Annotated in this window: 23 protein-coding genes and 1 pseudogene; 16 read left to right on the top strand and 8 right to left on the bottom strand. The window is 37.9% G+C overall.

What is annotated here, in order from left to right:
- Positions 1–2 precede the first annotated feature (2 nt).
- A complete protein-coding gene (locus BN990_RS12775; protein ID WP_021291819.1) occupies positions 3–1,448 on the top strand; it encodes an aldehyde dehydrogenase family protein in 1,446 nt (481 codons plus the stop codon).
- Between the two features lie 324 nt (positions 1,449–1,772).
- On the opposite strand, the pseudogene BN990_RS12770 reads toward BN990_RS12775, so the two are convergent.
- From BN990_RS12770 to BN990_RS12750, 5 genes and pseudogenes are all read right to left on the bottom strand, one after another.
- Positions 1,773–2,774: pseudogene (locus BN990_RS12770) on the bottom strand (C45 family autoproteolytic acyltransferase/hydolase); the annotation flags it as partial.
- Positions 2,775–2,807: 33 nt separating this feature from the next.
- Positions 2,808–4,421, bottom strand: coding sequence for an amidohydrolase (locus BN990_RS12765; RefSeq protein WP_021291817.1), 1,614 nt, complete (start codon positions 4,419–4,421; stop codon positions 2,808–2,810).
- A gap of 16 nt (positions 4,422–4,437) precedes the next feature.
- Positions 4,438–5,943, bottom strand: coding sequence for a sodium:solute symporter family protein (locus BN990_RS12760; protein ID WP_021291816.1), 1,506 nt, complete (start codon positions 5,941–5,943; stop codon positions 4,438–4,440).
- A complete protein-coding gene (locus BN990_RS12755) occupies positions 5,943–6,161 on the bottom strand; it encodes a hypothetical protein (RefSeq protein ID WP_038244624.1) in 219 nt (72 codons plus the stop codon). The genes BN990_RS12760 and BN990_RS12755 overlap by 1 nt, the downstream gene beginning before the upstream one ends.
- Before the next feature lie 152 nt (positions 6,162–6,313).
- On the bottom strand, positions 6,314–7,945 hold the full coding sequence (locus BN990_RS12750; protein WP_232620902.1) for a PucR family transcriptional regulator: 1,632 nt from the start codon (positions 7,943–7,945) through the stop codon (positions 6,314–6,316).
- A gap of 233 nt (positions 7,946–8,178) precedes the next feature.
- Here BN990_RS12750 and BN990_RS12745 point away from each other — a divergent pair, with 233 nt between their 5' ends.
- On the top strand, positions 8,179–9,549 hold the full coding sequence (locus BN990_RS12745; RefSeq protein ID WP_021291813.1) for an aspartate aminotransferase family protein: 1,371 nt from the start codon (positions 8,179–8,181) through the stop codon (positions 9,547–9,549).
- A gap of 70 nt (positions 9,550–9,619) precedes the next feature.
- Positions 9,620–11,080, top strand: a complete 1,461-nt coding sequence (locus BN990_RS12740) for a CoA-acylating methylmalonate-semialdehyde dehydrogenase (RefSeq protein ID WP_021291812.1) — start codon at positions 9,620–9,622, stop codon at positions 11,078–11,080.
- Between the two features lie 289 nt (positions 11,081–11,369).
- On the opposite strand, the gene BN990_RS12735 is transcribed toward BN990_RS12740, so the two are convergent.
- Positions 11,370–12,023: a TetR/AcrR family transcriptional regulator gene (locus BN990_RS12735; RefSeq protein WP_021291811.1), complete on the bottom strand. Its 654-nt coding sequence runs from the start codon at positions 12,021–12,023 to the stop codon at positions 11,370–11,372.
- 194 nt (positions 12,024–12,217) lie between these two features.
- On the opposite strand from BN990_RS12735, the gene BN990_RS12730 reads away from it, so the two are divergent.
- A complete protein-coding gene (locus tag BN990_RS12730; RefSeq protein ID WP_038244621.1) occupies positions 12,218–12,970 on the top strand; it encodes an SDR family NAD(P)-dependent oxidoreductase in 753 nt (250 codons plus the stop codon).
- Positions 12,971–13,111: 141 nt separating this feature from the next.
- Complete coding sequence (locus BN990_RS12725; protein WP_021291809.1) at positions 13,112–13,483, top strand: hypothetical protein; 372 nt, start codon at positions 13,112–13,114, stop codon at positions 13,481–13,483.
- Between the two features lie 45 nt (positions 13,484–13,528).
- On the opposite strand, the gene dpsA is transcribed toward BN990_RS12725, so the two are convergent.
- Complete coding sequence (gene dpsA / locus BN990_RS12720) at positions 13,529–14,404, bottom strand: dipicolinate synthase subunit DpsA (RefSeq protein ID WP_021291808.1); 876 nt, start codon at positions 14,402–14,404, stop codon at positions 13,529–13,531.
- A gap of 129 nt (positions 14,405–14,533) precedes the next feature.
- Here dpsA and BN990_RS12715 point away from each other — a divergent pair, with 129 nt between their 5' ends.
- The 4 genes from BN990_RS12715 to BN990_RS12700 are packed head-to-tail and all read left to right on the top strand — an operon-like array spanning position 14,534 to position 17,529.
- Positions 14,534–14,851 carry a (2Fe-2S)-binding protein gene (locus tag BN990_RS12715; protein WP_081674785.1) on the top strand — a complete coding sequence of 106 codons (318 nt, stop codon included), beginning with the start codon at positions 14,534–14,536 and terminating at the stop codon, positions 14,849–14,851.
- Entirely contained in the window at positions 14,848–15,150 is a 303-nt protein-coding gene (locus tag BN990_RS12710) for a (2Fe-2S)-binding protein (RefSeq protein ID WP_021291806.1), read from the top strand. Before BN990_RS12715 ends, BN990_RS12710 begins: the two co-directional genes overlap by 4 nt.
- A complete protein-coding gene (locus BN990_RS12705) occupies positions 15,147–16,337 on the top strand; it encodes an NAD(P)/FAD-dependent oxidoreductase (protein WP_021291805.1) in 1,191 nt (396 codons plus the stop codon). The genes BN990_RS12710 and BN990_RS12705 overlap by 4 nt, the downstream gene beginning before the upstream one ends.
- A gap of 25 nt (positions 16,338–16,362) precedes the next feature.
- Positions 16,363–17,529 carry an NAD(P)/FAD-dependent oxidoreductase gene (locus BN990_RS12700; protein ID WP_021291804.1) on the top strand — a complete coding sequence of 389 codons (1,167 nt, stop codon included), beginning with the start codon at positions 16,363–16,365 and terminating at the stop codon, positions 17,527–17,529.
- A gap of 25 nt (positions 17,530–17,554) precedes the next feature.
- Here the strand turns inward: BN990_RS12700 and BN990_RS12695 are convergent, their stop codons facing one another.
- Entirely contained in the window at positions 17,555–19,138 is a 1,584-nt protein-coding gene (locus BN990_RS12695) for a glycosyltransferase family 2 protein (RefSeq protein ID WP_021291803.1), read from the bottom strand.
- Positions 19,139–19,274: 136 nt separating this feature from the next.
- Between BN990_RS12695 and BN990_RS12690 the strand changes: the two genes are divergently transcribed.
- The 7 genes from BN990_RS12690 to BN990_RS12660 all read left to right on the top strand — a co-directional run bounded on the left by BN990_RS12690 (position 19,275) and on the right by BN990_RS12660 (position 25,814).
- The gene (locus tag BN990_RS12690) at positions 19,275–20,627 is read left to right on the top strand and encodes a TRAP transporter large permease subunit (RefSeq protein WP_021291802.1); all 1,353 of its coding nucleotides are present in this window, start codon (positions 19,275–19,277) and stop codon (positions 20,625–20,627) included.
- Between the two features lie 79 nt (positions 20,628–20,706).
- Positions 20,707–21,639 carry a GntR family transcriptional regulator YhfZ gene (gene yhfZ, locus BN990_RS12685; protein ID WP_021291801.1) on the top strand — a complete coding sequence of 311 codons (933 nt, stop codon included), beginning with the start codon at positions 20,707–20,709 and terminating at the stop codon, positions 21,637–21,639.
- 61 nt (positions 21,640–21,700) lie between these two features.
- Positions 21,701–22,081, top strand: coding sequence for a PRD domain-containing protein (locus BN990_RS12680; protein WP_021291800.1), 381 nt, complete (start codon positions 21,701–21,703; stop codon positions 22,079–22,081).
- Complete coding sequence (locus tag BN990_RS12675) at positions 22,078–22,437, top strand: DUF2620 domain-containing protein (protein WP_021291799.1); 360 nt, start codon at positions 22,078–22,080, stop codon at positions 22,435–22,437. The genes BN990_RS12680 and BN990_RS12675 overlap by 4 nt, the downstream gene beginning before the upstream one ends.
- Before the next feature lie 16 nt (positions 22,438–22,453).
- Positions 22,454–23,743 carry a YhfT family protein gene (locus BN990_RS12670; protein ID WP_021291798.1) on the top strand — a complete coding sequence of 430 codons (1,290 nt, stop codon included), beginning with the start codon at positions 22,454–22,456 and terminating at the stop codon, positions 23,741–23,743.
- Positions 23,744–23,766: 23 nt separating this feature from the next.
- A complete protein-coding gene (locus BN990_RS12665; RefSeq protein WP_038244616.1) occupies positions 23,767–24,681 on the top strand; it encodes a phosphotriesterase family protein in 915 nt (304 codons plus the stop codon).
- A 2-nt stretch (positions 24,682–24,683) separates the two neighbouring features.
- Positions 24,684–25,814, top strand: coding sequence for an aminotransferase class V-fold PLP-dependent enzyme (locus BN990_RS12660; RefSeq protein ID WP_021291796.1), 1,131 nt, complete (start codon positions 24,684–24,686; stop codon positions 25,812–25,814).
- The last annotated feature ends 11 nt before the right edge of the window (positions 25,815–25,825 follow it).

Raw genomic sequence — 25,825 nt, 5'->3', positions numbered from 1 at the left:
GTGTGAAGAATTTAAAAATGTATATTAATGGAAATTGGCGAGAGAGTATAAGCGAGCAATTGATTGAGGTGAAAAACCCTGCTAATGGAGAAGTAATCGCTACGATTCCACGAGGTCAAAAGGGAGATGTAGATTTAGCAGTACATGCTGCCCAACAGGCATTTGAAAAGGAGGCGTGGTGGAAAGTAAAACCTCATGAACGTGGTGATATTCTTTATCATATTGCAGAAATGATTAAAAAAGACCGAGATGAACTAGCAGCATTGGAAACAATTGATGTTGGTAAACCATTATCACAAGGATATGCTGATATTGATGCAGCAATTCGTTATTTTCAGTTTTATGCTGGTGCAGCCGATAAAGTGATGGGAGATACCATCCCTATTGAGTCAGGAATAATCGATTATGTTGTTCGTGAACCAATTGGAGTAACTGCCCATATTGTACCTTGGAATTATCCCATCCAGATTCTCTCGCGGAGTGTTGCAGCTGCAATTGCGATGGGCAATACAGTCATTGTAAAAAGCGCGGAGGATACACCGATGACTGCTATGAAGATTGCAGAATATTTTCATGACGTCGGTTTACCTGATGGCGTGTTTAATCATATTACGGGATATGGGAATGAAGCCGGTGCAGCATTATCTTCGCACTCATTAATTAACCATTTAACTTTTACTGGATCCGTTGAAACAGGGATTGCAGTAGCAAATGCAGCAAACAAAAATATTGTACCAGTGACACTAGAACTTGGTGGAAAATCACCAAATATTGTATTTTCTGATTGCGATCTAGATAAGGCAGTAGAAGGTGTCACTCGAGCAATCATTCAAAACGCAGGACAAACTTGTTCTGCGGGTTCTAGGTTGCTAATTGAATCCTCATTTAAAAACCAATTTATTGAAAGGTTACTGGAACGTTTTCAAACGTTAACCATTGGCCCAGGAATCAAGGACATGGATATTGGACCGATATTAAATGAAAAGCAGTTTAAGCGTATTCAGTCCTATTTAACGCTGGCAAAATCAGAAGCATCCATTTTAGTAGGTGGAAAACAGGTAACCATTGAAGGAAATGAAGGTGGCTTTTACATGGAGCCAACTATTATTGATCAAGTTCAAGAAAATAGCAAGCTTGCTCAGGAAGAAATATTTGGTCCGGTTATTAGCGTGTTTACATTCAATGATACGGAGGAAGCATTAGCTTTAGCAAATAGTACCGAATACGGACTAGTCACGGGTTTATGGACAAAGGATATCAGTAGGGCTCACTATTTGGCAGATCGTATTCAGTCCGGACAGATTTTTATAAATAATTATGGAGCCGGTGGCGGGATTCAAATGCCATTTGGTGGGTATAAGAAAAGTGGGTTTGGCAGAGAAAAAGGGTGGATTGCTTTATATAATTATACGCAAGTTAAAAATGTCGCTATTAAATATATGTCATAAGGACGGGGAAGAGACCGAAGTGATTTAGGTGAAAAATCCGAACTTTGATCCGAGTATACGCAGTTACAATCGGATTCTGGTTGGGATTTTTATTCGTTTTTTTTAAAAAGATGAATTACTATTACGGAAAGCAATGAATAAAATGGTTATTAATAGAGAATGAAAGCATGACTCCTGCGGGGACAGTACAAGTAGTAGTGATGCTTCAATCCGGGAGTGATTTTTCTTACTCGGGTTAGCTGAGACCGTTCCCGCGGAAAGCATGCCATCGGTTTAACGAATAAAATGGTTCTGTCGGTTTGGGACACTCAAGTTCCCCTACCCTTATTTGAATTTATCAAATTCGCATGGTTTACCTTTAACCCAGTCTAATTGATGATCTGAAAGATTCATAACAATACTAAAAACCGTTTCCACCTTGTCTGGTTCTGCTTGATTTGGATCATTATGACGACAAATTGAATTAGGATAATTTTGGTGATCAGCTAGCCAATGGAAAAGGGTAGCTTGATTTATTTGTCCGGTTTGATGCGTATCCAGCAGCTTTACAGCAGTATGTAATCGCTGATACGAGTCAGGCTTTGTTATCTCATCCATATCTTGTTTCATTGGTTCCGAACAAATATGGTTCGTGTGTTGAAGCATTCCAAATCTCGGCCGGATCTTGGCTGTGTGAACTGGGGATACTTCCATACTAACCAATTCTTCTGAATTTGATGCGATAAAAAAATGAGCCGCTGAGGCTATTTGATTATCATCGACTTTTGAAATGGCTTCATCAAATGTTCTTGAATCAAGGATAGCTCTTAATCCAAGATGAATTGGTAGTTTTGGTTGCCATTGATTTGTTTTTAATGCATTCAAACAGACACCAATTCCTGCACTATTACATCCTATTTTTCCAATAATTCCTGCTTCTGTAATCATCTCAATGGTTGGGAGAGATGATTGCTGAATTTCGAGGTGAATAATCGAATCAGCTTGTGACTCCTTCCAATCCCAGTTTTGCGCTAACCAAGTCTTTTTTGTTTTTGGCTTTGATAGAGCAAATGAAGTACAGCCATCAGGAGAGGTAAGTAAAGCTATCTCACTGCGGGTATTTAGAGCAAGAATATCTTCAAAAGCTACTCCTGCTCCATTTGCAATCCCAGTCATTTCTTCTAAATAGTGTGGATAATTTTTCTTGATGGCAGGTACATGTAATAACGCCTTTGTACATGCTTCGTCCCAAGTCATTCCTGCATTTTCGCTAAACATTTTTTCATAGGTTTTAAGGCTATTATTGATTGAGTTCGTAGCTGTTTTGCCATGCTGATAACCGATTTCGTAAGAGGTCCCAACTAGTGTACCTTATTCTGTTTATTCATGTACTGCTTCCTTTTGATAGACCAGTTCTCCATCAATCATCGTCCATTCCACTTGTGCGTTTAGTAAATCATCCATCTCGCAATCCAATAGGGAACGATCGAAGAGCACGAGGTCAGCTAATTTTCCAGGTTCAATGCTTCCTTTGATATCTTCTTCAAATGAAGCATATGCTCCATTAATTGTATACATACGGATGGCTTCCAGAAGAGTAATTCGTTGATTTTCTCCAATTACTTGGCCGTTCTGAGATTGCCGGGTCATTGCTGTATGAATGCCTCGCAGAGGATTAAAATCGGTAACAGGACAATCCGAAGCAATTGCTGCAGGAATCCTTGCATCTAGATAATCTCCTAAAGGATACATTTGAGCAGCACGTTCTCCGTAGTTTTTAACGTATCCATCACCATATTCATAATGAAATGCCGGGTTTGGAATGGGAATAACCCCTTGCTCTTTCATTCGCTTAATTAAATCAGGGCTCGCGATGCCAGCATGTTCAATCCGATGGCGAGGATTGCTTCTTGGGTACTGTTCAGATGCCCTTTCAATCGTCGTAAGCAACATATCTATAGCAGCATCTCCTTGAGCGTGTGCAGTAATCTGCCAGCCTTTTTGATGGGCAGGAATGAGTAATTCATCTACTTGTTCTTGTGTGAAATAATAAACTCCGAAGTTACTAGGGTCACTTGTGTAAGGTGACCTTGTCCACACAGTTGGACCGCTACTGCTTCCATCTAAAAATAGCTTAGCAGGACCGATTCGGAATTTATTGTCTCCTAGTCCTGTGAATATACCGGAAGCAACCATATGCTTCACGATGTTCTCGGCACCACTTAGCGCACCTACCATTGCATACACACGTTGTTTGATTACATTTGTTTTTGCATCTTGTTGTAACATACGAAGATTCTCTAACCCATAACCAGTAGCATCATGAATGGAAGTGATCCCTTTGGCAGCAAATTGTTTTGAAGCAACTGCATGTGCTTTGGTCATTTCTTGCTCGGTAAATGAGGCGATAGAAAATAGCTTCATGTGAGCATTTTCAATCATTGTTCCAGTAAGTTCACCAGATTCATTTTTCTCAAATCGCCCCCCAGATGGGTCAGGGGTGCGTTTGTTAATACCAGCTAAGTCTAAAGCATAACTGTTAACAACAGAGATGTGACCACAAGTGCGGGCTATTAAAATAGGATGCTCTGAAGATATCGTATCTAATTCTTCCTTGGTAGGCAGTCGTTGGTCTTCCATTGTTTGCTCATTATATCCCCATGCTCGAATCCACTCTCCTTTAGGAGTTAGTTGTACTTGCTCTTTCAATTTATCCAGTAAATCGGAAATAGATTTTATTTGTTCACTTTTACAGGAAATCGAAAGCTCATTGGTTCCGTACATCGTAATATGAAGATGAGAATCAATAAATCCTGGTATTACGGTTTGACCTTGTAGATCAATGACCGTACTTGTATCATCTTGTAAGCGTAGAATCTGCTCATTCTTTCCTACAGCGATGATCTTATTTCCCTCAATAGCAATCGCTTCTTCAATTTGATTTTGCTCATTTACGGTAAAAATCTCACCGTTTATATAGATTTGCTTGTTCATCACAATTCCTCCTTACCTATGCTGAAGTTTCTGGCATTTTCTTAACATGTTCATCTTCATATAATTCTTCATATCGATCTGGAAAAAAACGTTCAATTGTAGCCTTAGAAGCAGGTTTGGTAACGAGTGAGACTAGTACAAATACAGATGTATTGATTAGCAAACCCCAAATGCCTGCATGAACGCCTAATGGGTGGGTAATAACGAAAGAAAATAGTACAGTAACTACAAAACCTGCAAATAACCCCCAGAATGCACCGTATTTTGTAGCCCTTGGCCAAAAGAACATCCCAATAATTGATGGAAAAGCTTGGCCAATGAATCCATAGCCGATTAATAAAATATATACAAGACTAGCAGGTTCCATTATGGAGATGGGTGCTATAATAAAAGCCATAATGGGGAAAATTAATCGTCTTGTCCATTTTCCAGCAGTAACCTCATCCCATTTAAATAAAGGCTGTAAAACGTCCTTGCTGTAGCTGAGAGCTGTTGCATGTATACAAGGTTCGCTGGACGACATTGCTGCCGCTAAAGTACCTGCACCTAGTAACCCAGCGACAACTACTGGCATATTATCAACAGCCATTTGAATGGCAACCGTATCAGGATTATTCAGGTTAGGGTACATGAAGATACCAATAAATCCAACGGCAATCATAGGTATAAGCACAATATAAAACGTTGGCAACAAAGTAGCTGCACGTTTAATAGATTGTTTAGAAGCGGCTCCCATCCATTGAATCCAATGGGTTTGCCAAATAGAAAAAACCGAGATTAATATAGAAGTAGTCCAAAAAGTAACATTCATGTCTCCTAATCCACCAGGTAACGTTAAAAATTCAGGAATATCAGCTTGAACACGTTCAAATATTGGTCGAAAAGAATACCCTCCGGTGAATTGATTGGTTGCCCATAGGCCAACGAACCAAGAAACGACGAACATAAGCCCACCTTGGAAGGCATTGGTGATACCGATAGCTTTTAGGCCACTTCGATAAAGGTAAATAGATATCACACCTAAAGATAAAAACACTCCTACCCATGTTGGGATCATTCCATAGCTCATCACATTAAGTATATAAGCAGCGCCAGTGGTTTGAAGTACAGCATAAGCTAGCACGCCGATAGAAGTGACGATGGATGCTAAACCTCCTAATGGTTTGCTCTCATAACGATCGGAGATAGCAGCAGATTGGGTAACATATTTGTATTTATTACCTAATTCCCAAACCTTTGGTCCAAAATACCATGCGATAACCCCCATATAGGTTAAATATACGACCACGTATAAAGCGGGAACTCCTTTAGAATATGCCCAGCCGGGTGAACCCATGAAGGTGTAAGCACTAACCCCGCCGGCAGCAATTAACAAATACATGGTTATCGGTCCCATGCTTCTACTTCCGACACCCCAATTTTCTGCATTATTCATATCTTTTCCCTTGCCTGCTGTATATCCAAGTAAAACGGCAATAATCATATATGAAATGGTAATGAGCAGTGGTATATACATGGTCATTATTTAACCCCTCCTATCTTATTAATGAACCATAAGGTAGAAGTAGTGATAACGATAATAACGATAGACCATACCATGAGCATTGGCATCCCGAAGACGATCGTTTCCTTGTTGAAGAAAGGTATTACCGGCCAGCTGCCGAGAACGATTACGAAAACAATCAAGGCTAAACTGATCCACCCTTTTCTCGTTTTCGGTAACATAAAAGTAGATTTCATAAAACAACACTCCTCAATTGAATTGTAATTTATTACCTTTATTTCCTGTAACAAGCCAATCAATCATTGGATAACCGAGGGTTGTATTATAGTTTATAGTAATTAAAGAATAGATTCTTTTATCAGAATGTTAAAAAATTAATTGCTGTATTTTACTTATTGTCCAAATAATGTCGATTCTTTAATATATAATAAGCCTTTATTGCTGTTTCGATGGCAAGGCGTTTAACAGGATCCATAAAGTCCTTTCCTATATATTGCTCAATCTTTCTTAATCGATGGTAGAGTGTTTGTCTTACAATAAATAACTTCTCTGCTGCTTCCTTTTTTGAGCCTCTGCATGCTAAATAAACTTCTAGGGTTTTAAGAAGTTCACTGTCTGAATTTTCATCAAGGAAAATTAATTCACCTATATAGTCATTTATAAAAAGTTGTAATTGTTTGTCTTTTTGTAAAGGTAGTAAAATCTGATAGATACCTATTTTATCATGAAAATAAGTAGTGCTTAGTTGTTGTTTATTTAAATAAATGACATCGTTTGCTTCGGCATACCCCTTAGAAATATGACTTACATTTTGGTGCAGCCCACTTATCCCTATATACGTTATTTTATTATTTAATAATGTTGCGGATAATAGATTCTTGGTTACCTGTAAAAATTGTTTGGTACTTTTATTAACATGTGTCTCCGCTATAAATGAACAAATAATTGCTATTTCATCTTTTCTAACTGAAACGGCAGGAAAATATCCGGCATGTTTAAATAGGGATCGAATCAAAATGGTACGTTGAATTTTAATTTCTTCCCAATTATCTTCACCTATAACAGAATCTGGAGATTCCGTTTTGATGATAAAAACCCGGAAGTATAAATTTGTACTTGCAACGGGGAGGAATGTGTGTAGATCGCTTTGATTATAAGGTTTTCCCTGTAATAATGTCCGTACACATTCGTCTTCTGAATTTAGCTTTCTTTCTTCGATGGTGCGATTTCTTAATAGGATTTGGGCGATCGCTAATGAGGCTCGGTCCAACACAGATAGCAAGAATTCTTCGTTTAGATTCTTGGTTATGTTTAAACATAAGTAACCCCAGATCTGTCCTAATCCAAATACTGGCGCAATGGCGAATGTTTCATTATAAATAGAAATAATTCCAGATTGTCGTTTGTTTGTTAATTTCGTAGATATATAGGATAGAATGTTTTCTTGATCTATTTTAGATTCTGGAGGATAATAATACGATTTTGAGTCTTCAAGTAAACAGAGGGAATGTTGGCCAAAATAATGATGTAATGCTTGTAAGATTTTTAATATACCATTTGGCGCTAAAGAAAGTTCATTAAATTTATGGGTTAATGTGCTTAGTTGATTTAACATTTGGTGATGCTGGTTAATTAGCAAGCTGTGCAAATCTTGTGTGATATCGACGAATCGAACGACCTCTTCAAAAATGATGATTGGAAAGGCATGTTTATCTGCAAATCTCTTAATATCCGTAGAAATTGTTTTGAAATAGGGCCCTTTCTCAATACATATTCCTGCTACATCTTTTTGCAATAATCGCTCATAGGTTGTTGTTGCACAATTGTCGAGTTCAAGGTTAATTCCAGTTGTAAGTATTAACTCGGATCCATTAATTAGTGAATCAAATGCTTCTGTCTCTAGGATATGTGTCCACTTTATTTGTCGTTTTAAACCAGTTTCTCCAGCTACAACTTTCGCGTTCTTGAATAGATCCCTTGTCAGGACGTCACCTACCGTTAACTCAAATTCACTTATCAACAGACATTCCTCCATAACGTCAAAGTAAAATGAAAATTATTTAACAGATTGTAAAATGATAATATTAAAAATTATTTGTAAAATACAATTATGTAGCAAAGTCAAGAGGGTGTCAAATCCAATCGTAATTGTCTCTGGCCCAGTTATAACAACGATTTCATTTTTATTTGACACGTACAATTTAAGGTTTGGTAAAGATACACAAATTGTAAATAAGAAGGAGAGATGTGTGAATGAAAGCGGTGAGAAATCAAGGGAAATCTATTTTAGAAAAAGATCAAGAAAACGTATGGCATCATATTTCAAAATACAACGACAAATCACATCCACTTATTGCGAAGGAAGCTAAGGGTTCATGGATTATTGATTATCAAGGGAATAAATATTTGGATGGGATGTCTGGATTATGGTGTGTAAATGTTGGTTATGGAAGAGAAGTCCTTGCCAAGGCAGCTTATGAACAAATGAACCAAATGGCTTATATGTCAATGACTCAAAGCCATATACCTGGAATTGAACTTGCGGATAAGTTAAATGAGTTATTAGATGATGATTATATGTTCTTTTATTCAAATAGTGGTTCAGATGCCAATGAAGTAGCGTTCAAAATAGCTCGGCAATACCATGAACAAAAAGGGGACACATCAAGATATAAAATAATTTCACGGTATCGTGCATATCACGGCAGTTCCATGGGGGCATTATCAGCAACAGGTCAACCATTACGCAAGTATAAATTTGAACCGTTAACTGCAGGATTCTTACATGTGGCCCCACCAGATAATTATCGAAAACCCGACCACTTATCCATTGAGGAATATAATTTACAACAGGCAAAAGCAATTGAAGATACAATAATTTGGGAGCAGGAAGAGACAATTGCAGCTGTCATTATGGAACCAATAATCACAGGAGGAGGCATATTAATCCCGGATCCTGTTTATGTCAAGGCTGTTCAAGATATTTGCAGGCGTCATGGAGTTTTACTAATCATTGATGAAGTAATTTGTGGTTTTGGTAGAACTGGGAGAATGTTTGGGCATATGAATTATGATATTAAGCCAGATATTATTACAATGGCAAAAGGGTTAACAAGTGCTTATCTCCCTTTATCTGTGACTGCCGTTCGCAAAGATATATATGAAGTTTTTACAAATGAATCAGCCGATAATTATTTCCGTCATGTGAATACATTCGGAGGGAATCCTGCAGCATGTGCAGTCGCTTTAAAGAATATTGAAATCATGGAAGAAGAAAATTTAACCAGTCAATCAGCGGTCTTGGGCGAACATTTGAAAAATGAACTACAGGAGCTGAACAATCACTCATATGTAGGAGATATAAGAGGAATCGGGTTATTGCTGGGAATAGAACTGGTGGAAGATAAAACATCGAAACAGCCAGCAAAGCCAGAACGTGTTGCAAAAATTATTAAAGAATGTAAAGATCATGGTTTAATCATTGGTAAGAATGGAGATACCGTAGCAGGTTTTAATAACATTATTACACTCTGTCCTCCCCTTTCAATAACGGATGATGAATTAGAGTTTATGATAGCAATTATCAAACAGGTCTTTGAAGCAAATGAAACAAGTAAACTTTAAAATTCTATAAAAAAACGATAGTATATGTATAATATGAATTTTTTAATAAGTATGAAATAGGAGGCATTCCATGACGCAAACAACAAGTAAAACGCTAAAAAACTTCGTTGGAGGTATTTGGATCGAGGCATCATCTAATCAAACCGAAAACGTTTTTAATCCAGCGACGGGCACGGTAATTGCCAATGTGCCGATTTCTACTCATGAAGATGTAAATCATGCAGTAGAAGCTGCATCTAACGCTTTTCAAACATGGAAGGAAGTACCTGTACCGAAGCGTGCACGAATATTATTTAAGTATCAGCAGTTACTTGTAGATCACTGGGATGAACTTGCTGAAATTATTACCATTGAGAATGGGAAAAGCTTCAAGGAAGCACAGGGGGAAGTACAACGAGGAATTGAAAATGTTGAGTTTGCAGCTGGTGCACCATCATTAATGATGGGAGAACAATTACCAAGTATTGCCAATGGGCTTGAATCAGGGGTATATCGTTACCCGATCGGAGTTGTAGGTGGAATAACTCCTTTCAACTTTCCTATGATGGTACCATGTTGGATGTTTCCAATGGCTATTGTTACTGGGAACACATTTGTATTGAAGCCATCAGAACGTACTCCTTTATTAGCTAACCGGCTTGCAGAATTAATTGCAGAAGCTGGTTTACCAAATGGAGTGTTAAATATCGTACACGGTGCTCATGATGTGGTAAATGGATTATTAGATCATCATCAAGTTGCTGCTATATCTTTTGTCGGTTCCCAACCAGTTGCTGAGTATGTCTACAAGCGTGGTACCGATAATCTGAAACGTGTGCAAGCATTAGCTGGTGCTAAAAACCATTCGATTGTTTTACAAGATGCGAATTTAGACAATGCTAGTACACAAATTCTTAATGCTGCTTTTGGATCAGCTGGAGAAAGATGTATGGCTGCTTCGGTTGTGGCAATTGAGGATTCAATTGCAGATGCATTTATTGACGAATTAGTCCAAAAAGCGAATGAAATACAAATCGGTAATGGGCTTGATGATGGAGTGTTTTTAGGTCCGGTCATTCGTGAGCAACATAAGGAGCGCACGCTTCAGTATATCCAGTCAGGAGAGGCAGAAGGTGCAAAAATGGTGCGAGATGGTAGAAATGATATTGAAGCACAACGTGAAGGCTACTTTGTAGGTCCTACCATCTTTGATCAAGTTACAACAGAAATGAAAATATGGCAGGATGAAATTTTTGCACCCGTATTATCGATCGTTAGAGTAAAGGATTTAGATGATGCAATTCGTGTTACAAATCAATCTCCATTCGCTAATGGGGCGTGTATTTTTACAGGTGATGGAGGAAGTGTCCGTCAATTCCGTGAAACAATTGATGCTGGTATGCTTGGAGTTAATATTGGTGTGCCTGCACCTATGGCGTTCTTTCCATTCTCTGGATGGAAACAATCCTTCTATGGTGATTTACATGCAAATGGCAAGGATGGATTGCATTTCTATACAAGAAAAAAAGTAATTACTACAAGATGGGTATAATAGAGAAGGTCAAGGCGAAAGGAGCTTAGATCAAGCGTAATCCAAACTATTATCTGCATATACGAAGGTATATTCGGATCGTGGTTTGGATTTTTTTGTTCGTATTATGAAAGGGTGTTTGCATTCGACGGAATGGAAGTGCTAGACTTCGAAGAGCTACTCGGGTAAGTATTTTTTGCTTACCCGATTTAGCTGCACCCGTAGAAAAACAGAGGGGGTTAGATTGCCGTTAAAGAATGAACGGAGGATTCGAATTAGAGCTACTGGTTTTTGTGAGTCTCAATCACTTCTATCTTGGTTGTAAATAGTCCAAGAAAATGTGTTTGAGAATCGTTAATTGTTTATCGGCAGATAGATCACCTTTTAACAAGGGAATACGTTCATATAATAGAAGTTTCCTTGAAAACAAGCCAAAGGTATTGGTTATAGTTGTTAATACATCATGGACTGAAATATCCGTACGGATAGACCCGTCTTGCTTTCCCTCTTCGATAATGGCTGCCAATATGGAAGAAATTTTAGCCTGAGACGTGTTATAGGCTTTGATATCTTCGAGTGGTTCCGATTGTAAGGATGCATAGCTTTTAAAAACTTCCAGCAGTTGAGTGTTTTCCAATTTCTCATATTGAATTTCCGATGTAAAAAAATCGAACATGGCCTCCAATTTTTCTATACAAGTTCCATTCATACTAGCAAATGATTCAAACACTGGAATATACTTCTCTACAACAGTAATTGCTACAGCTACAATTAATTTTTCTTTTTTGGGGAAGTAACGAAACACTGTTGCTATACCAATATTTTCTTCATCAGCAATATCTTGCATGGTCGTGTTTTCAAACCCTTTTGCAGCGAAAACTTTTTCAGCTGCTTGGATAATATTATTTTTTCGTTTAAGCTTACCGTCTAAGCGTTCTTGTTTCCATCTATCTTGAGGATTCATATCCTAATCTCCTTATCCTTAGATGATCTCTTCTATGTATATCATTTTAAAATGTAGCAAACTAAATGCTATTCGTCAATTTGTTGGACTGGTTTGAGCAGTTTAATTGGCACCTTAGGATAATCGTATTACAATATAGTTATCGTGATGATAGTTAATCTATCATTAAATTATTTAAAAAGTGAGGTAAGAAAATGGGACGATTAGATAAAAAAGTCGTGATCATCACCGGAGCAGGAAGTGGAATGGGGCGTGAAGAAGCACTCTTATTTGCTAAAGAAGGGGCGAAAGTGATTGCTTCTGATATTCAAGAAGATGCGGTAAAAGAAGTGGTAAAAGAGATAAAATCAAATGGCGGGGAAGCCTTGGCTTTAACTCATGATGTAACTTCTGAAAATGATTGGAAACATGTAATAAAGTCCACAATGGATGCTTTTGGGAAATTAGATGTGTTAGTTAATAATGCAGGAATTTCACAACCTGAACCAATGGAAGAATTAACGCTAGAACGTTGGCATCAAATTATAAATATAAATCTTACAAGCACATTCTTAGGAATAAAACTGGCAGTACCACATATGCGTGAAAATAAGGGCGGTTCAATCGTTAATATTTCCTCAATTGCAGGTTTAACTGGTAGTCAAGGAGCGGGCGCTTATACAGCTTCAAAAGGAGGCGTTCGAATGTTAACAAAAGCTGCGGCTGTTGATTATGGGAAGGATAATATTCGTGTGAATTCGGTACATCCAGGTTTTATTAAGACCCCAATGAGTGCAACGTTTTTTGAAAGAGAGGATATGAAACAATGGTTCCTTTCACAAACAGCATTACCACAATTGGGTAGGCCCATTGAAGTTGCCGAAGCAGTATTATTCTTAGCTTCAGATGCAGCATATCATATTACTGGTGTAGAATTACCTGTAGACGGTGGAGTCGTAGCAAAATAACAATACCATATTTGTTAAGGAAGGATTCCCATATGGGCAATCCTTTTTTTATGGGGATGTTGTTCAAAAATTTTCCCTTCCTCACGCCTATATGCATATAGTTTTAGTATAGGATAGTTATATTGGGAAGGGAATGAGTATATGTATTATTATGCACCATATTATATACCAAGCTATGTCTATTATGTACCAACGAGCTGGTTAGTAAGAGAGCTCCCTCCAGTTAATCCAGCGCATTTTTATGAATCGGCAAATGAAAGCTTAAAATTAATGGATGATGTGAAAATGGTTCTTGACAAATTATCTACGTCGAAAGAATTTGATGAGAAAGTAATGAAAGCAGCACAGGAGTCAAATAAAGCAGAAGTAAAACGATTGATTCAAACATTACACCTTACAGCCGATGTTGAAGTGGGATTTACCCCGGATGACTTACAACTGAAATTTAGTAAAAAGGCGCCGTCTACGAATCAAGATTGTTGTAAAATAAACATTTTCTTAAAATGGAGTTGAGGGATAAAAAGAAGCTGAACTGTGGAAATCAGCTTCTTCTTAATTCTATGTGCTTTGCAATAAATCCAGAAGAACAGTTGCAATAATCTTCCCTGCCGATTTAGGTGCTGTTTTACCCGGTAAACCCAACGCATGAAAAGTTGAGATTCCTCGTTTCAATGCAAAATCAAAATCCGTACCACCAGGCTTAGAAGCGAGGTCAATTAGCAGTACTGATGGAGACATAGCAGAAATAATTGACTGATCAACTACTTGAGAAGGAATTGTATTAATACAGATGGTCATTTGACCAATAGCTTTTTCGAGTTGATTCAGTGGAATAGCATGAAAGCCCATTTCTGTAATACGAGCAACTGCAGCTGAACTTCTAGCTGCCACCGAAACATTTGCACCGACAGCAGAAAAAACTCGAGCTACAGTTATTCCGACTCTTCCAAATCCTAATACACAAACATTAGCGCCATGTATCGTTTCATCCGATTGTTCAATGGCAAGTTTTAATGTACCCTCGGCTGTTGGAATTGAATTATAAATAGCTATATCGTCTCTGGCAAAAAGCTTTACTAACTTTCGATCTGTAACATCCGCTATTTGTTGTAAGTATTGGTTTGCCGTACCTGAATAAATAACACATTGTTTAGGTGTGCATGAAACAAGCTGTTCCGTAAGATAAACCTGCTTATCGGAATAGGTTACTTCTATTTTTCCTTTTAGATCCGTACCAGCTACAGGTAGAATAATTGCACGTAAACTAGAAAAATCCGCATTGTCTAAACCAACGTGTTGAATATTGGGTTCATTAAATGACAGTTGCTCATATCCAATTAATGAAATTCGTATCCCTGCTTTGGCTAAGGAATCAATGACATGTAAATACCTTTCATCCCCTCCTAATAACATTACATGCTTATTTGTATTCATAAAAAACACCTCTCTTATAAAATTCTAATTTCAAAATAAGTATCATAAAATAAATAAAAACAGAACGATGATGTAGTTCGTGATGTTTCATAAACTAATAGTCTCACTTTATTAGTTTACCAATGTACGATTGTCCCTTATGACAGTTTCTTTATAGGAGGTTTTATTATCTTAGAGCATACAATAATTTGTAGATGTGAAGAAGTCACATATGGAGAAATTATAACATCCATAGAGAATGGTGCGGGAACAATGAAAGCAGTAAAATTAGCAACACGTGCTGGTATGGGAATTTGTCAGGGAAGAACGTGCCGGCAAATCATTAACGATATCGTACAACAAGATCATGGTGAAGACGGTATTAACGTTATAGAACCATCGTATTCTACGATAATCCGTCCGGTCCGACTAGTTGATTTAGCTCGTCATCAGGAGGATGCTAAATGATGAGAATAGAAAAGCATCCAATATTAAAATCATTAGATCAGCAAGTAATAACGATTATTTATAATGGTGTTAAATATTCGGCATTTGAAAATGAATCGATAGCAGCCGCATTACTTGCAAATCGAATACGTACATTACGATATTCGGAGAAACATGATGAAGCAAGGGGCCTATACTGTGGGGTTGGCCATTGTTATGAATGTCGTGTCACAGTGGATGGTGAGCGAAGCGTACGCGCTTGTATGAAACGTGTGCAAAATAATATGTGTATTGAATCGCAGCGAGGTACAACGCTATGAGCTATGATCTAGTAGTAATTGGGGCTGGACCTGCAGGGATGAGCGCTGCAATAAAAGCAGCTTCGCATGGAGTTAATGTAGCCCTTATTGATGAACAACCTATACCTGGTGGGAAATTAAACGGCCAGTTACATCAAGATGGAAAAGGGGATTGGTGGATTGGTCAAGAGGTTGCTGAAAACTTGGCTAGTACCATTAATAAACTAAGTATCCCTTGTTTTTATGAAAGAGAGGTTTGGGGAATCGATCCAAACTGGAAAGTTATGTTAGATCAAGGTGAATTACTAGAAACGAAGAATATTATTTTAGCTACTGGCGCTGCGGAAAAGTCTGTCCCTGTACCAGGGTGGACAAAACCAGGAGTAATGACAATAGGTGCTGCTCAAGTATTAACTAATTTTCATCGAATTAAGCCTGGTGAAAAAGCAGCTATCATTGGAATAGATGCCTTGTCGTTAACGGTAGCACAGGCAATGAAATTAGGCGGGATAGATGTTGTTGGAATCTTTCTCTTTCCTCCTGAGTCAGGTATTGATTTAAAACCAAAACAAGTAATGAAGGAATTATCGAACCTTTCTCACTTAGCTCCAAATGTTTGGTTGAGAACGATGGGTAAATTGGTTCAAGGTAACAGAATACAGACAATTGCTACTGCATTGTATCCGAAAAGTGGAATGAAGATAGGGGGTGTCCCTATTTATCTAAAAAAAACAATTACGGACATCATAGGGAAAGATAAAGTGGAACAAATAAATATTGGATCCTATGATCATCGTGGTCGGATAAAGCGAAAGTCTCAAATAATAAATGTTGATTGTGTGTGTCTCTCAGGGGGGTTATATCCACTCTTAGATTTGGCGAAAGCTGTAGGATGCGCAACGAGTTATATTCCTTCTTTAGGAGGAGAAATCCCCTTATATAATGGAGAGATGGAAACGAGCCAACCAGGGATTTTTATTGCTGGAAATATTACTGGTATAGAAGGCGCAAAGGTAGCAATGGCACAAGGGGAACTTGCAGGTACTGCAGTCAGTTCAAAACTAGGAAAATTAAAGAGCAGTCGTAATATCCTTCGCAAAGCAAGAAAGCGAGTAGAGAATGAGAGGGACCGAGCTGTTTTCTCATTTCAAGCAAATATCGGGCAAGGCAGGGAAAAGGTGAAGACACTCTGGAAACAATTAGAATAAACGTATGGATGGGGGGATGATCATCATGGAAAGTGCTGATGCTATTGTCATTGGTGGAGGAGTAATTGGTACATCTATTGCGTATCATCTTGCTGCCAATAGGAAGGTGATCCTTCTTGAAAAAGGAGATATAGGAGCTCAGACTTCGGGGGCTTGTGATAAAGCCATTTTCCTTCAATCAAAGAAAGCTGATATTGCAGTGGAATTAGCACGACACAGTAGAAAACGTTTTGCATATCTTGAGCAAGAATTAGATGCACCCATTGATTTCAAACCGAGTGGAGGGATGGTAGTAATTAACAAGGAGTCACACCTCTCTTTTATGAAAAAATATGCGAAAAGTCGAAAGAAAGCAGGTCTTAAAATAGATCTTTTAGATCAACAGGAAACGTTAGAAAGACAACCATGTTTATCACCGAACATTCTTGCATCTACCTATTGTAAAGAGGATGCAGAGGTTAATCCATTGTTATTAACACAAGCGTTCACGAAAGCAGCTAAACGAAGAGGCGCGAAAATCCATACACATACAGAAGTTACTGATATAATTTGTAAAAATGATAGGATAGAAGGAGTGAAGTCTACAAAGGGGAGGTTTGCTACTAAGTTAGTCATAAATGCAGCTGGACCGTACGCTCCTATCATTGCAGGTATGGCAAATGTACATTTACATATGATCCCGAGAAGAGGGGTTATCCTCATCTCTGAAAAGATCAAACCAATCGTGCAAGGGAATGTTTTATGCTCTGACTATTTAGCCGCAAAACACCTCTCCCAGCAAACTAAAACAGAACTCCCTCCATATGGAATTGGACTCTCACTTGGTCAAACAGAAAGTGGTAATCTCCTAATTGGAAGTAGTCGAGAATTCAAAGGCTATGAAAAAAGCATTGATCATAAACTTATTTCTATGATAGCAGCGCATGCTAGCAGGATCGTTCCTACGTTAAATTTTACGCGAATTATCCGTTCAATGGTTGGTTTCCGCCCATTTATTGGGGATGGTCTACCAATTATCGATAAGATTGAAGAGATGGAAGGATTTATTATCGCTACTGGGCATGAAGGAGATGGCATCGCATTGGCTCCAGTAACAGGTGAATTAGTTGAGGGGTTAATTGACCGAGATCCATCTTATCAGCGATGGCTTACATCTCTAAAGCTCTCACGGCTTCAACATACTATTACATAAGAAAGTCCCATACTATTGGGACCTTTTAGTGTTTCGTGTTATCTTCTTCCCATTTTATTAGTTTTGGTTGTTTATCAAGAATCGAATGGTATTGTGCCAACCATCCAAACTCACCTTTAGGGTCAAGCTGTAAATACCGTTTATATTTTATCGCACGTTCTTCTTCATCTGCCCATCCAAAGTGTTTGATTCGTAAAGATGAAGTCGTATTAGGCAAATGAAATATATTGGCTGGGAACCTACCGCAGTGCAAGCGTTTTTTCTGCCATTTGTAGTCAAAATGAGGTTGATAACGGAGGAGAAACGGCCGATAAGATTGATGAGATTTCCAATACTTATCTTCTCTATAGTTTTCTTCATCCCACATATCATAGAGTCGAAAACTATATAAATCCATATCTGATTGATTCATTAGATTGGTTACTTCGGTAGTAAACGCTGCTTCAGGAAGTTCATCTGCGTCTAAATTTAAAATCCAATCTGGGTTGGTTTTAATGGTTTCTTCCCATTGTTGTTTTCGTAATTCAATTTCATTGGAAAATGTTGACTCATGATTTTGCACAAGATGTAATGGGATTCCCTCCAATAGCTTCTGACAAATGGCAATGCTATCATCGTCGCTTCCATCATCAATGATAACTGCTTCATCAATATAATTGCGGTGCATTTTTAAAATACGTTCTAAATAACGTGATGCTTCATTTTTCATGATCATCGAAAGTGTAAGCTTGTTATTTTTAGTTTTGCCTGTTCGGTTAGACAAGATTTCGTTTACTTCAATTGGACTAATACGAACTGTGTTTTCATCCTTATATTCTTGCACTTCATTTAGGTCAGAACTACGATAAATGTGAAATGCTGGATAATGGGTATCTACAAATAATTGAAAACCAAGCGCTTGAGCTCGAACACAGAAATGTCGGTCCTCTCCCCAAAAGGAGATGTTTTGAATGGGGTTAAAATTAACTCCATTTTTTAATGCATTTGCATGAATTAAGGTACAAGCTCCTAATCCGCCAACTTCATACGTTCCTGGGTTTTTAAGCGTATTAATAAATTCCATGCTGCGTCTATTTTTTTCCTCATCAGATAATTGTTCGCCTAAAGCAGATGGATATAATGTATATTCATCCTTCATCCATACTTGCGGAAGTGGATTCGTATTTGGTTGCCATTTCGTCCAAAAGATGGTGGAGATAATATTTTTTTCCATCTGAATCAGGTGCTTAATTGTATTTGGATGAATGATTAAGTCAGAATCAATAAGAAATAAATAATCGTATTCTTCCTTTATTGCATAATCGATGATACGGTTTTTAAATGCTGCTACTTTCCAAATTGCTTGATGATTCCAGATATGAGTATTTTCATCCCTTGCATACCCTTGATGATTCATGTGGGAAGGTTTCAGGATTTTGGTTTGATGAGGTGTATGATCTGAAAATTCTCTTAGTAAATGAATGGATTGCTGATCGGTATTATCGTCGATAAATAAGTAGTCAATGGAAAAGGTAGTATTCTTAATTTCGGTTAACGCCGTTAGGAATTCCTGTAAAATGGGATGCTGTTGATGAATTGGCGAACCAATTAAGACACGAGTGTCCGTCATTGTTGTTCCGTACCTCCTTGGATAATAAAAAAAGTCCTTGTAGTAGTATATTGTCAGTCATATGAAACGTTCTACATCGGATTTAATTTTAATTTTTCTGATAATAAATCATATATATTATCAGAGGTGATTTAACATGTTGATGATTATTATTCCGTTAGGATTGTTGTTCGGCATTGCTTTAATAAAGCAAATACCAAAAATCGGCGGTGATATCCGTGTTGCTTTACTTGCTGCCACTATTTCATCTGCTATTATTTCTGAATTAACTGTTTGGGGAATGCTTGTGGCTATGGTTGATGGAATTGATCGTTTGGCATGGGTAATCATGTTGTCCATCTTTGGAAGTATCTATGCCGAAACACAAGTGAAAATAGGATCTGTGGATACGACGTTATTCAGTTTAAGGGCGATCTTTGGTCGGTCTTCGAGAGGTTTAATCATTGCTATTTTTATGACATTAATATTCGCGGGTTCGTTATTAGGTGATGCTATTGCCGCAGCTACAGTAATTGGTTTCCTTGTTATACATGCATTGTCAGAGTTACGTCTGAAGCCAGAACAAATTGGGATGATTATCTTACTAGGGTCATCGATAGGATCAATTATGCCACCGATTACACAAGGTGTGTTTTTGTCAGCTTCGCTTGTAAATACAGATCCATCTCCAGTACTACATTTAGCTTTTCTGACGGTAAGTGTAGGAGCAATCATTGCGGTAATTGAATCCATTCGATTTGTTAAAAATAAAAAATTGCCGAATGACCTAATCCCAACTGAATCGCTGGGTCAACTCTTAGAGGCAAGATGGACTACGTTAATTCCTTTATTTGTCCTACTAATCATTGTATTAACGCATGCCATTTTTAATTATAATATCTTTACGAATTTCCCAGTCTTATCAATGATTTCACAATTATTAATGAAAGTACCAATTATTCAAGGCGTTACTTTTCCAGTAGTATCTGCAATTATTGTAGCTAGTATCGTGAGTTTCCTCTTTACAAATGTTCGAAACCAAGCCAAAAAAATAGTAAAAGACGGAATAATCAGAGTGCATCAAACGGTGCAAATTCAAATTTGTGCAGGTATGATGGTTGGAGTATTTTATGCATCTGGAGTAATCGATCAAATGGCGATTATGACACAGGAATTGTCTACTTCTATGGTTAAAATAGGTGGTATGCTATCTGTTGTAATTGTGGGAATGATGACAGGCTCTCAGACAACTGCACAAACGGTTAATATTACATTCCTTGGCCCAATTTTAGAAAATATGCATGTCGATCCTACCCTAATTGCATTAGGAGCTTCTCATATTGCAGCAGCTGGACAGAATATGCCACCAGTTGGGCTTACGGCTTTTGTAATATGTGGGTTAATTGGAGGGATATTAAATCAGAAAGTGAACCCACTTAGAGTAATGTTTTTGGCTTTGCCTAATTCTATGTATTTCTTATTGGTCGGCTTACTCGTTTGGTTTTTATAAACGAAAAAAGTATTGCAAACATTTTTTGTAAACGCTATAATTACAATATACAATATTTTGTATTTTAAAAGGAGTAACTATGACTAGAATTTGGGAAAGTTTATTTTCAAAAAACGGACTTGCTGCCAAAGAAATTGCATATCAAATGCTATATATAGAAGAAGGCGAGAGGGTACCTAAGGTAAGCGACTTAGCAGCAGAATTAGATATTGGTAATGGAACGGTTCAAGGAGCCCTGAAGGTTTTAGAAAATTTACATGCTATTCGTCTAGAACCAAGGGGTCATTTGGGAACATTCCTACGGAAAAAAGACATTATATTATTAAGAGAAATTGCAGGTGTTGGATCATTAATTGGCGCCATGCCCTTACCATATTCTTCGATGTATGAAGGATTAGCTACAGGATTGATTGAAGCCTCTGAATCTATGTTAACAAATATTGATTTAGCTTATATGAGGGGATCAAAACAGCGGCTAGAATCATTGAAATCTAGAAGGTCTGATTTTGCCATTATGTCCGAATTAGCTGCCGAACAAGAAATTGTTAATGATGAAAACTTAGAAATTGCCTTAAATTTTGGACCTCAAACCTATGTTTCTACCCACCAAATATTTTTTACAGGTAATCTGAATAATCAAATAAGCGATGGGATGAAGGTGGGGATCGATTATACTTCTGTAGATCAATCACAAATTACATTATTAGAGTGCGAAAACCTTCAAGTTGAATTCGTACCTGTAAATTACATGCAGCTATTTGATATGTTATTAAATGGAGATATTGATGCTGCAGTATGGAATGCAGATGAAAATCGTTCTAAGAGAAGGTTTCAAATAGGTGATTTTAAATCGGAGAAGGCAAAAAAGGTATCGGTCAAAGCTTCTACCTCAGTGATATTAATTGAAAAAGATCGACATGAAGTAAAAGATTACATTTCGGGTTTAGATAAGGATGTCATTTTAGACATACAACAAAAGGTAGTTAAGAAAGAAAAGCTGCCACATTATTAACCGTGGTGGTTTTTTATCATCAATATACAAAAAACTGTATTTTAAAAAAGGGGGATAAGAATTGAATATTCATACGCTGGAAGATAGGTTGCAGATTCTCGTTCTAGGAGATGTTATTTCAAAACAAGCAAGTTATACAACTTCAGCTGCATTTCAATATTTAGTAGATAAACTAAAGCTACATGATTTAGAGCAATCAGAGATGCTTTTCACACATCTACCTTCCGCATTAACACGAATAGAAAAGAGAGAAACAATGGAAGCACCCGCACCTGAAATTATCGAAGAAATTAGACGATCTACGCATTATCGAGAAGCGGAAAAACAGGTCCGTTATGTAGAAAAAGAATGGGGGAACGAGCTTCCACAAGAAGAAAAAGAATTTCTGTACATGCATTACACCAATGTCATATCCATAAATAAAGGAGGAAAAGAAAAATGAAAATAATTATTGGTGGACAAGTAGAGAAGCAAACGATCGAAGCATTAATTAAGGATATCGATCCTTCCATAGATACGTCTGTTAAATCTGATTTGGAGGCAGCAATGGCGATGAAGACAGGACAGGCGGATTATTATTTTGGTGCTTGTCATACTGGAGGAGGGGGAGCCCTTGCCATGGCAATTGCTATGATTGGCAGAGACAAATGTGAAACAGTTTCTATGCCAGGTAAAAAGCCAGATGCTTCTAAAGTAGATGAGGCAGTACGTAATGGAAAGATAGCATTTGGTTTTACCGGTGATCATACGGAAGTTGCTGTACCTATGATTCTATCAAGTATAAAGAATAAAGCATAGAAAGGGGGGGAAAAAGATGGAAATGATGTTTGTGATTTTAATTGGGGCAGTTGCAGCTGTACTAGCCAATATGAATATTGCTGTATTTAATGATGGTCTTCGACCGATCGTATCCGAACATTTAGAAGGTCGATTAAAACGGAGGGAATTAGGGTTAACCGCCTTTGCAATGAGCTTTGGTTTAGTAGTTGGCTTTGGGATCCCGTTTACCATTACTGCTAGCATTATTTTAATTCATAGTATCCTACTTGGAACAGATATTATCGGGTTAATGACACCGAAGAATAAATGGGGTACAGCAGTTGCGGCTATTGTAGGTGGATTGTATGGGTGGGGGCTATTAATTGGGTTAGAAGGATTTGTGAAGTTATTTGAATACCTACCTGTTAATTTCCTTGAACCGATGGGAGAAGTAGGAACACCAGTAGTAGTAACCTTTATGGCTTTTCCAGCTTTAGCTGTGGCCATGCAGTTCAGTGTGAAGAAAGGAATTATTACATTTATTGTAGCAGCATTAATTAGACAGTTAGCAGTATTTGTGAATAATAGTGAGTTCCTACGCATCGGGGATAATGTCGTTACACTTAATCAAGAGGGAATGGCGCTTATTGCAGGAATGATCTTTTTATTTGCATTTGCCATGAGGGAAAAAGCAGATGAAGCTGCTTCTGTTGACTTAGCCTCTATATTTAGTGAAAAGGTTAAGCAGATTAAGAAGAATGTTGCTTTCTTTATGATTATTGGTGCATTAATAGCAGGTGCTACGAATCTACTATTAATGGCTGGCGATCCAATTTCACTTAATCTATTAGCTGAAGGAAAGCAAACAGATGCTGGGATCGCAGCTGCAGCTAGGGCTATTGGCTTCATTCCTTTAGTTGCCAGTACAGCAATAGCAACTGGAGTTTACAGCCCTGTCGGTTTTACCTTGATATTTGTTGTAGGGCTATTTGTACCGAATGTTTGGGTAGCAGTCATCGTTGGTGCCATCGTTATTTTCCTAGAAGTGATGTTGTTAAGTTCTATTGCCAAATTTTTGGATAAGTATCCTGGCGTTAGGAACTCAGGGGAAAACATTCGGAGTGCGATGACGAAATTGTTAGAAGTAGCCTTATTAATTGGAGGAGCAAATGCAGCAAATATGATTGCTCCTGGTTTTGGATTTTTCTTTATTGCAGGCTTCTATCTGCTAAATGAAGTCGCAGGACGTCCTATTGTCCGAATGGCGGTTGGCCCAGTTGGTGCCATTGCAGTTGGTGTGCTTGCAAATATATTCGTATTACTAGGAATAATGCAAGTTTCCTAATAACAGCATAGGAGTGATCGTTAATGATACAAACAGTTCGAGGGAAAATTGCGAAAGAAGCATTAGGAGTATGTGCAGCACACGAACATCTCTCTATTGATCTATCACGAATAAAAGGTGATCCTGACACGATTTTGGATGATGAACAAGTGATGATCGAAGAGCTAGGGCATTTTCATCAAGCTGGAGGCCAATCCATGATCGAGTTAACGAATGATGGGATGGGAAGAGACGTTAAAAGACTGGTTCGATTAAGTGAAACTTCTGGTGTTCATATTGTGACATGTACAGGCTTTTATAAAGACCCCTTCATTCCCGAATATGCTGAAGGGTGGAATCGGAATCAATTTGCTGCACATTTTATAAAGGAATGTGAAGAAGGAGTTGAAGGGACAGAAGTTTTCCCTGGAGTAATTGGGGAAGTAGGAACCAGCATAAATGAAATCAAACCAATTGAAAAAGAGCTAATTATTGGAGCTGGCATGGCTAGTTTGGCTACAGGATTGCCAATATCCACTCATACATCTCTAGGAACGCTTGGGAGTAAACAAGTAGACTTGTTTTTTGCATTGGGAGTATCCAAAGAACAGATCATCATCGGCCATCAAGATTTGAATCCGGATAAAGAAATGGTTTTAGATGTACTTTCATCTGGAGTGTTTATTGGATTTGACACGATTGGTAAGAATAATTATCGGCCAGATAAAGAGCGTTTAGATTTTTTGATAGATTTTATTGAAAGAGGTTTCCATAAGCAAATCCTTCTATCCGCAGACCTAACACGGAAATCCCATTGGCGTAAGTTTGGCGGGGAAGGATATGATCTTGTGTTAAATACGTTTATTCCTGCATTAAAAGAGCGCGGAGTGAGTGATTCCGTGATTTCAGATTTGCTTATCAATAATCCAGCGAATGCATTTTCCATAAAGGAGCGGTAATCATGGCTTATAAACCAGCTGCATTAAAATATGCTTCATCCGTTCTACCAACTTTAACGGTTCCAGAAGCACAACAATTACAATTTAAATTTGTTCATTGTATGAGTAAGCACTTTACTGGTCATCAATTTTTATCAATGGGTGATCTCGGTGTTGCTCCACGTTATAAGAAACCGGAACAGACGGAAAGAGCAGAGCGTGTCATTGCTGATTTCTTCGATACGGAAAAAGCCGCACTCGTTCGAGGTGCCGGTACGGGAGCAATTCGGAATATTTTAAGTATGCTCCTTCAAGCAGGGGATAGCATGTTTATTCATACAGCCCCTGTTTATACAACAACAAAGGAGACGATTCGTCTACTAGGGATTCAAACGGTACCGATTAATTATAATGATTTATCCGCTATAGAGGATGCATTGAGTACTGATCATACATGTAAAGTTTTCTACATTCAACATGCAAGACAACAGCCAACCGATACGTATCAACTTAAGAAAGTGATTCAAACGGTGAAGCATATACGGCCAGAACTTCCTATTGTGGTAGATGATAATTACTGTGCGTTGAAAACTTATGGTATTGGAATAGAGTATGGAGCTGATTATTCTACATTTTCAGGATTTAAATTACTAGGTCCAGAAGGGATTGGAGTTATTGTAGGAAAGCAAGGAGCGATTAATATGCTGCAGGAGAAGAATTATTCTGGCGGCGGAAAGGTACAAGGTTATGAAGCAATGGAACTAATCCGGATGATGACCTTCGCGCCAGTTTCGCTTGCAACTCAAAATGAGCAAGTAGAAGAGCTTTGTAAACAATTAAATGAGGGTTTAATTAAAGGGATTGCAGCTGCTTATATGAGCAATGCACAGTCGAAAAATGTCATTGTTGAATTGGAACAGCCAATTGCGGAAGAAGTAATTCAACAGAGCAATCTACTTGGTGCTGCTACTCATCCTGTTGGAGCTGAGTCAAAATATGAAATAATTCCTATGATCTATCGTGTTTCTAGCAGCTTTATTGAAGCGCAGCCGCGGTTAAAAGAATTTGGATTACGTATCAATCCGATGAAATCAGGAGCATACACCGTTATTCATATTTTAGATAAAGCAATAAAAACAGTCAATAAGCAATAAATCAAGGAGGG

This window comes from Virgibacillus salexigens, assembly GCF_000723585.1.
GTDB lineage: Bacteria > Bacillota > Bacilli > Bacillales > Amphibacillaceae > Virgibacillus > Virgibacillus salexigens.
Note: the sequence above shows the minus strand (reverse complement) of the source record. Positions and strands in the feature narration are given on the sequence as shown.

What these genes read in the sequence shown, in the direction of transcription:
- BN990_RS12765 (WP_021291817.1), bottom strand. Translation starts at nt 4,421, where the DNA reads ATGAACAAGCAAATCTATATAAACGGTGAGATTTTTACCGTAAATGAG.
- BN990_RS12760 (WP_021291816.1), bottom strand. Translation starts at nt 5,943, where the DNA reads ATGACCATGTATATACCACTGCTCATTACCATTTCATATATGATTATT.
- BN990_RS12755 (WP_038244624.1), bottom strand. Translation starts at nt 6,161, where the DNA reads ATGAAATCTACTTTTATGTTACCGAAAACGAGAAAAGGGTGGATCAGT.
- BN990_RS12745 (WP_021291813.1), top strand. Translation starts at nt 8,179, where the DNA reads ATGAAAGCGGTGAGAAATCAAGGGAAATCTATTTTAGAAAAAGATCAA.
- BN990_RS12740 (WP_021291812.1), top strand. Translation starts at nt 9,620, where the DNA reads ATGACGCAAACAACAAGTAAAACGCTAAAAAACTTCGTTGGAGGTATT.
- BN990_RS12735 (WP_021291811.1), bottom strand. Translation starts at nt 12,023, where the DNA reads ATGAATCCTCAAGATAGATGGAAACAAGAACGCTTAGACGGTAAGCTT.
- BN990_RS12730 (WP_038244621.1), top strand. Translation starts at nt 12,218, where the DNA reads ATGGGACGATTAGATAAAAAAGTCGTGATCATCACCGGAGCAGGAAGT.
- BN990_RS12725 (WP_021291809.1), top strand. Translation starts at nt 13,112, where the DNA reads ATGTATTATTATGCACCATATTATATACCAAGCTATGTCTATTATGTA.
- dpsA (WP_021291808.1), bottom strand. Translation starts at nt 14,404, where the DNA reads ATGAATACAAATAAGCATGTAATGTTATTAGGAGGGGATGAAAGGTAT.
- BN990_RS12710 (WP_021291806.1), top strand. Translation starts at nt 14,848, where the DNA reads ATGATGAGAATAGAAAAGCATCCAATATTAAAATCATTAGATCAGCAA.
- BN990_RS12705 (WP_021291805.1), top strand. Translation starts at nt 15,147, where the DNA reads ATGAGCTATGATCTAGTAGTAATTGGGGCTGGACCTGCAGGGATGAGC.
- BN990_RS12700 (WP_021291804.1), top strand. Translation starts at nt 16,363, where the DNA reads ATGGAAAGTGCTGATGCTATTGTCATTGGTGGAGGAGTAATTGGTACA.
- BN990_RS12695 (WP_021291803.1), bottom strand. Translation starts at nt 19,138, where the DNA reads ATGACGGACACTCGTGTCTTAATTGGTTCGCCAATTCATCAACAGCAT.
- BN990_RS12690 (WP_021291802.1), top strand. Translation starts at nt 19,275, where the DNA reads ATGTTGATGATTATTATTCCGTTAGGATTGTTGTTCGGCATTGCTTTA.
- yhfZ (WP_021291801.1), top strand. Translation starts at nt 20,707, where the DNA reads ATGACTAGAATTTGGGAAAGTTTATTTTCAAAAAACGGACTTGCTGCC.
- BN990_RS12675 (WP_021291799.1), top strand. Translation starts at nt 22,078, where the DNA reads ATGAAAATAATTATTGGTGGACAAGTAGAGAAGCAAACGATCGAAGCA.
- BN990_RS12670 (WP_021291798.1), top strand. Translation starts at nt 22,454, where the DNA reads ATGGAAATGATGTTTGTGATTTTAATTGGGGCAGTTGCAGCTGTACTA.
- BN990_RS12665 (WP_038244616.1), top strand. Translation starts at nt 23,767, where the DNA reads ATGATACAAACAGTTCGAGGGAAAATTGCGAAAGAAGCATTAGGAGTA.
- BN990_RS12660 (WP_021291796.1), top strand. Translation starts at nt 24,684, where the DNA reads ATGGCTTATAAACCAGCTGCATTAAAATATGCTTCATCCGTTCTACCA.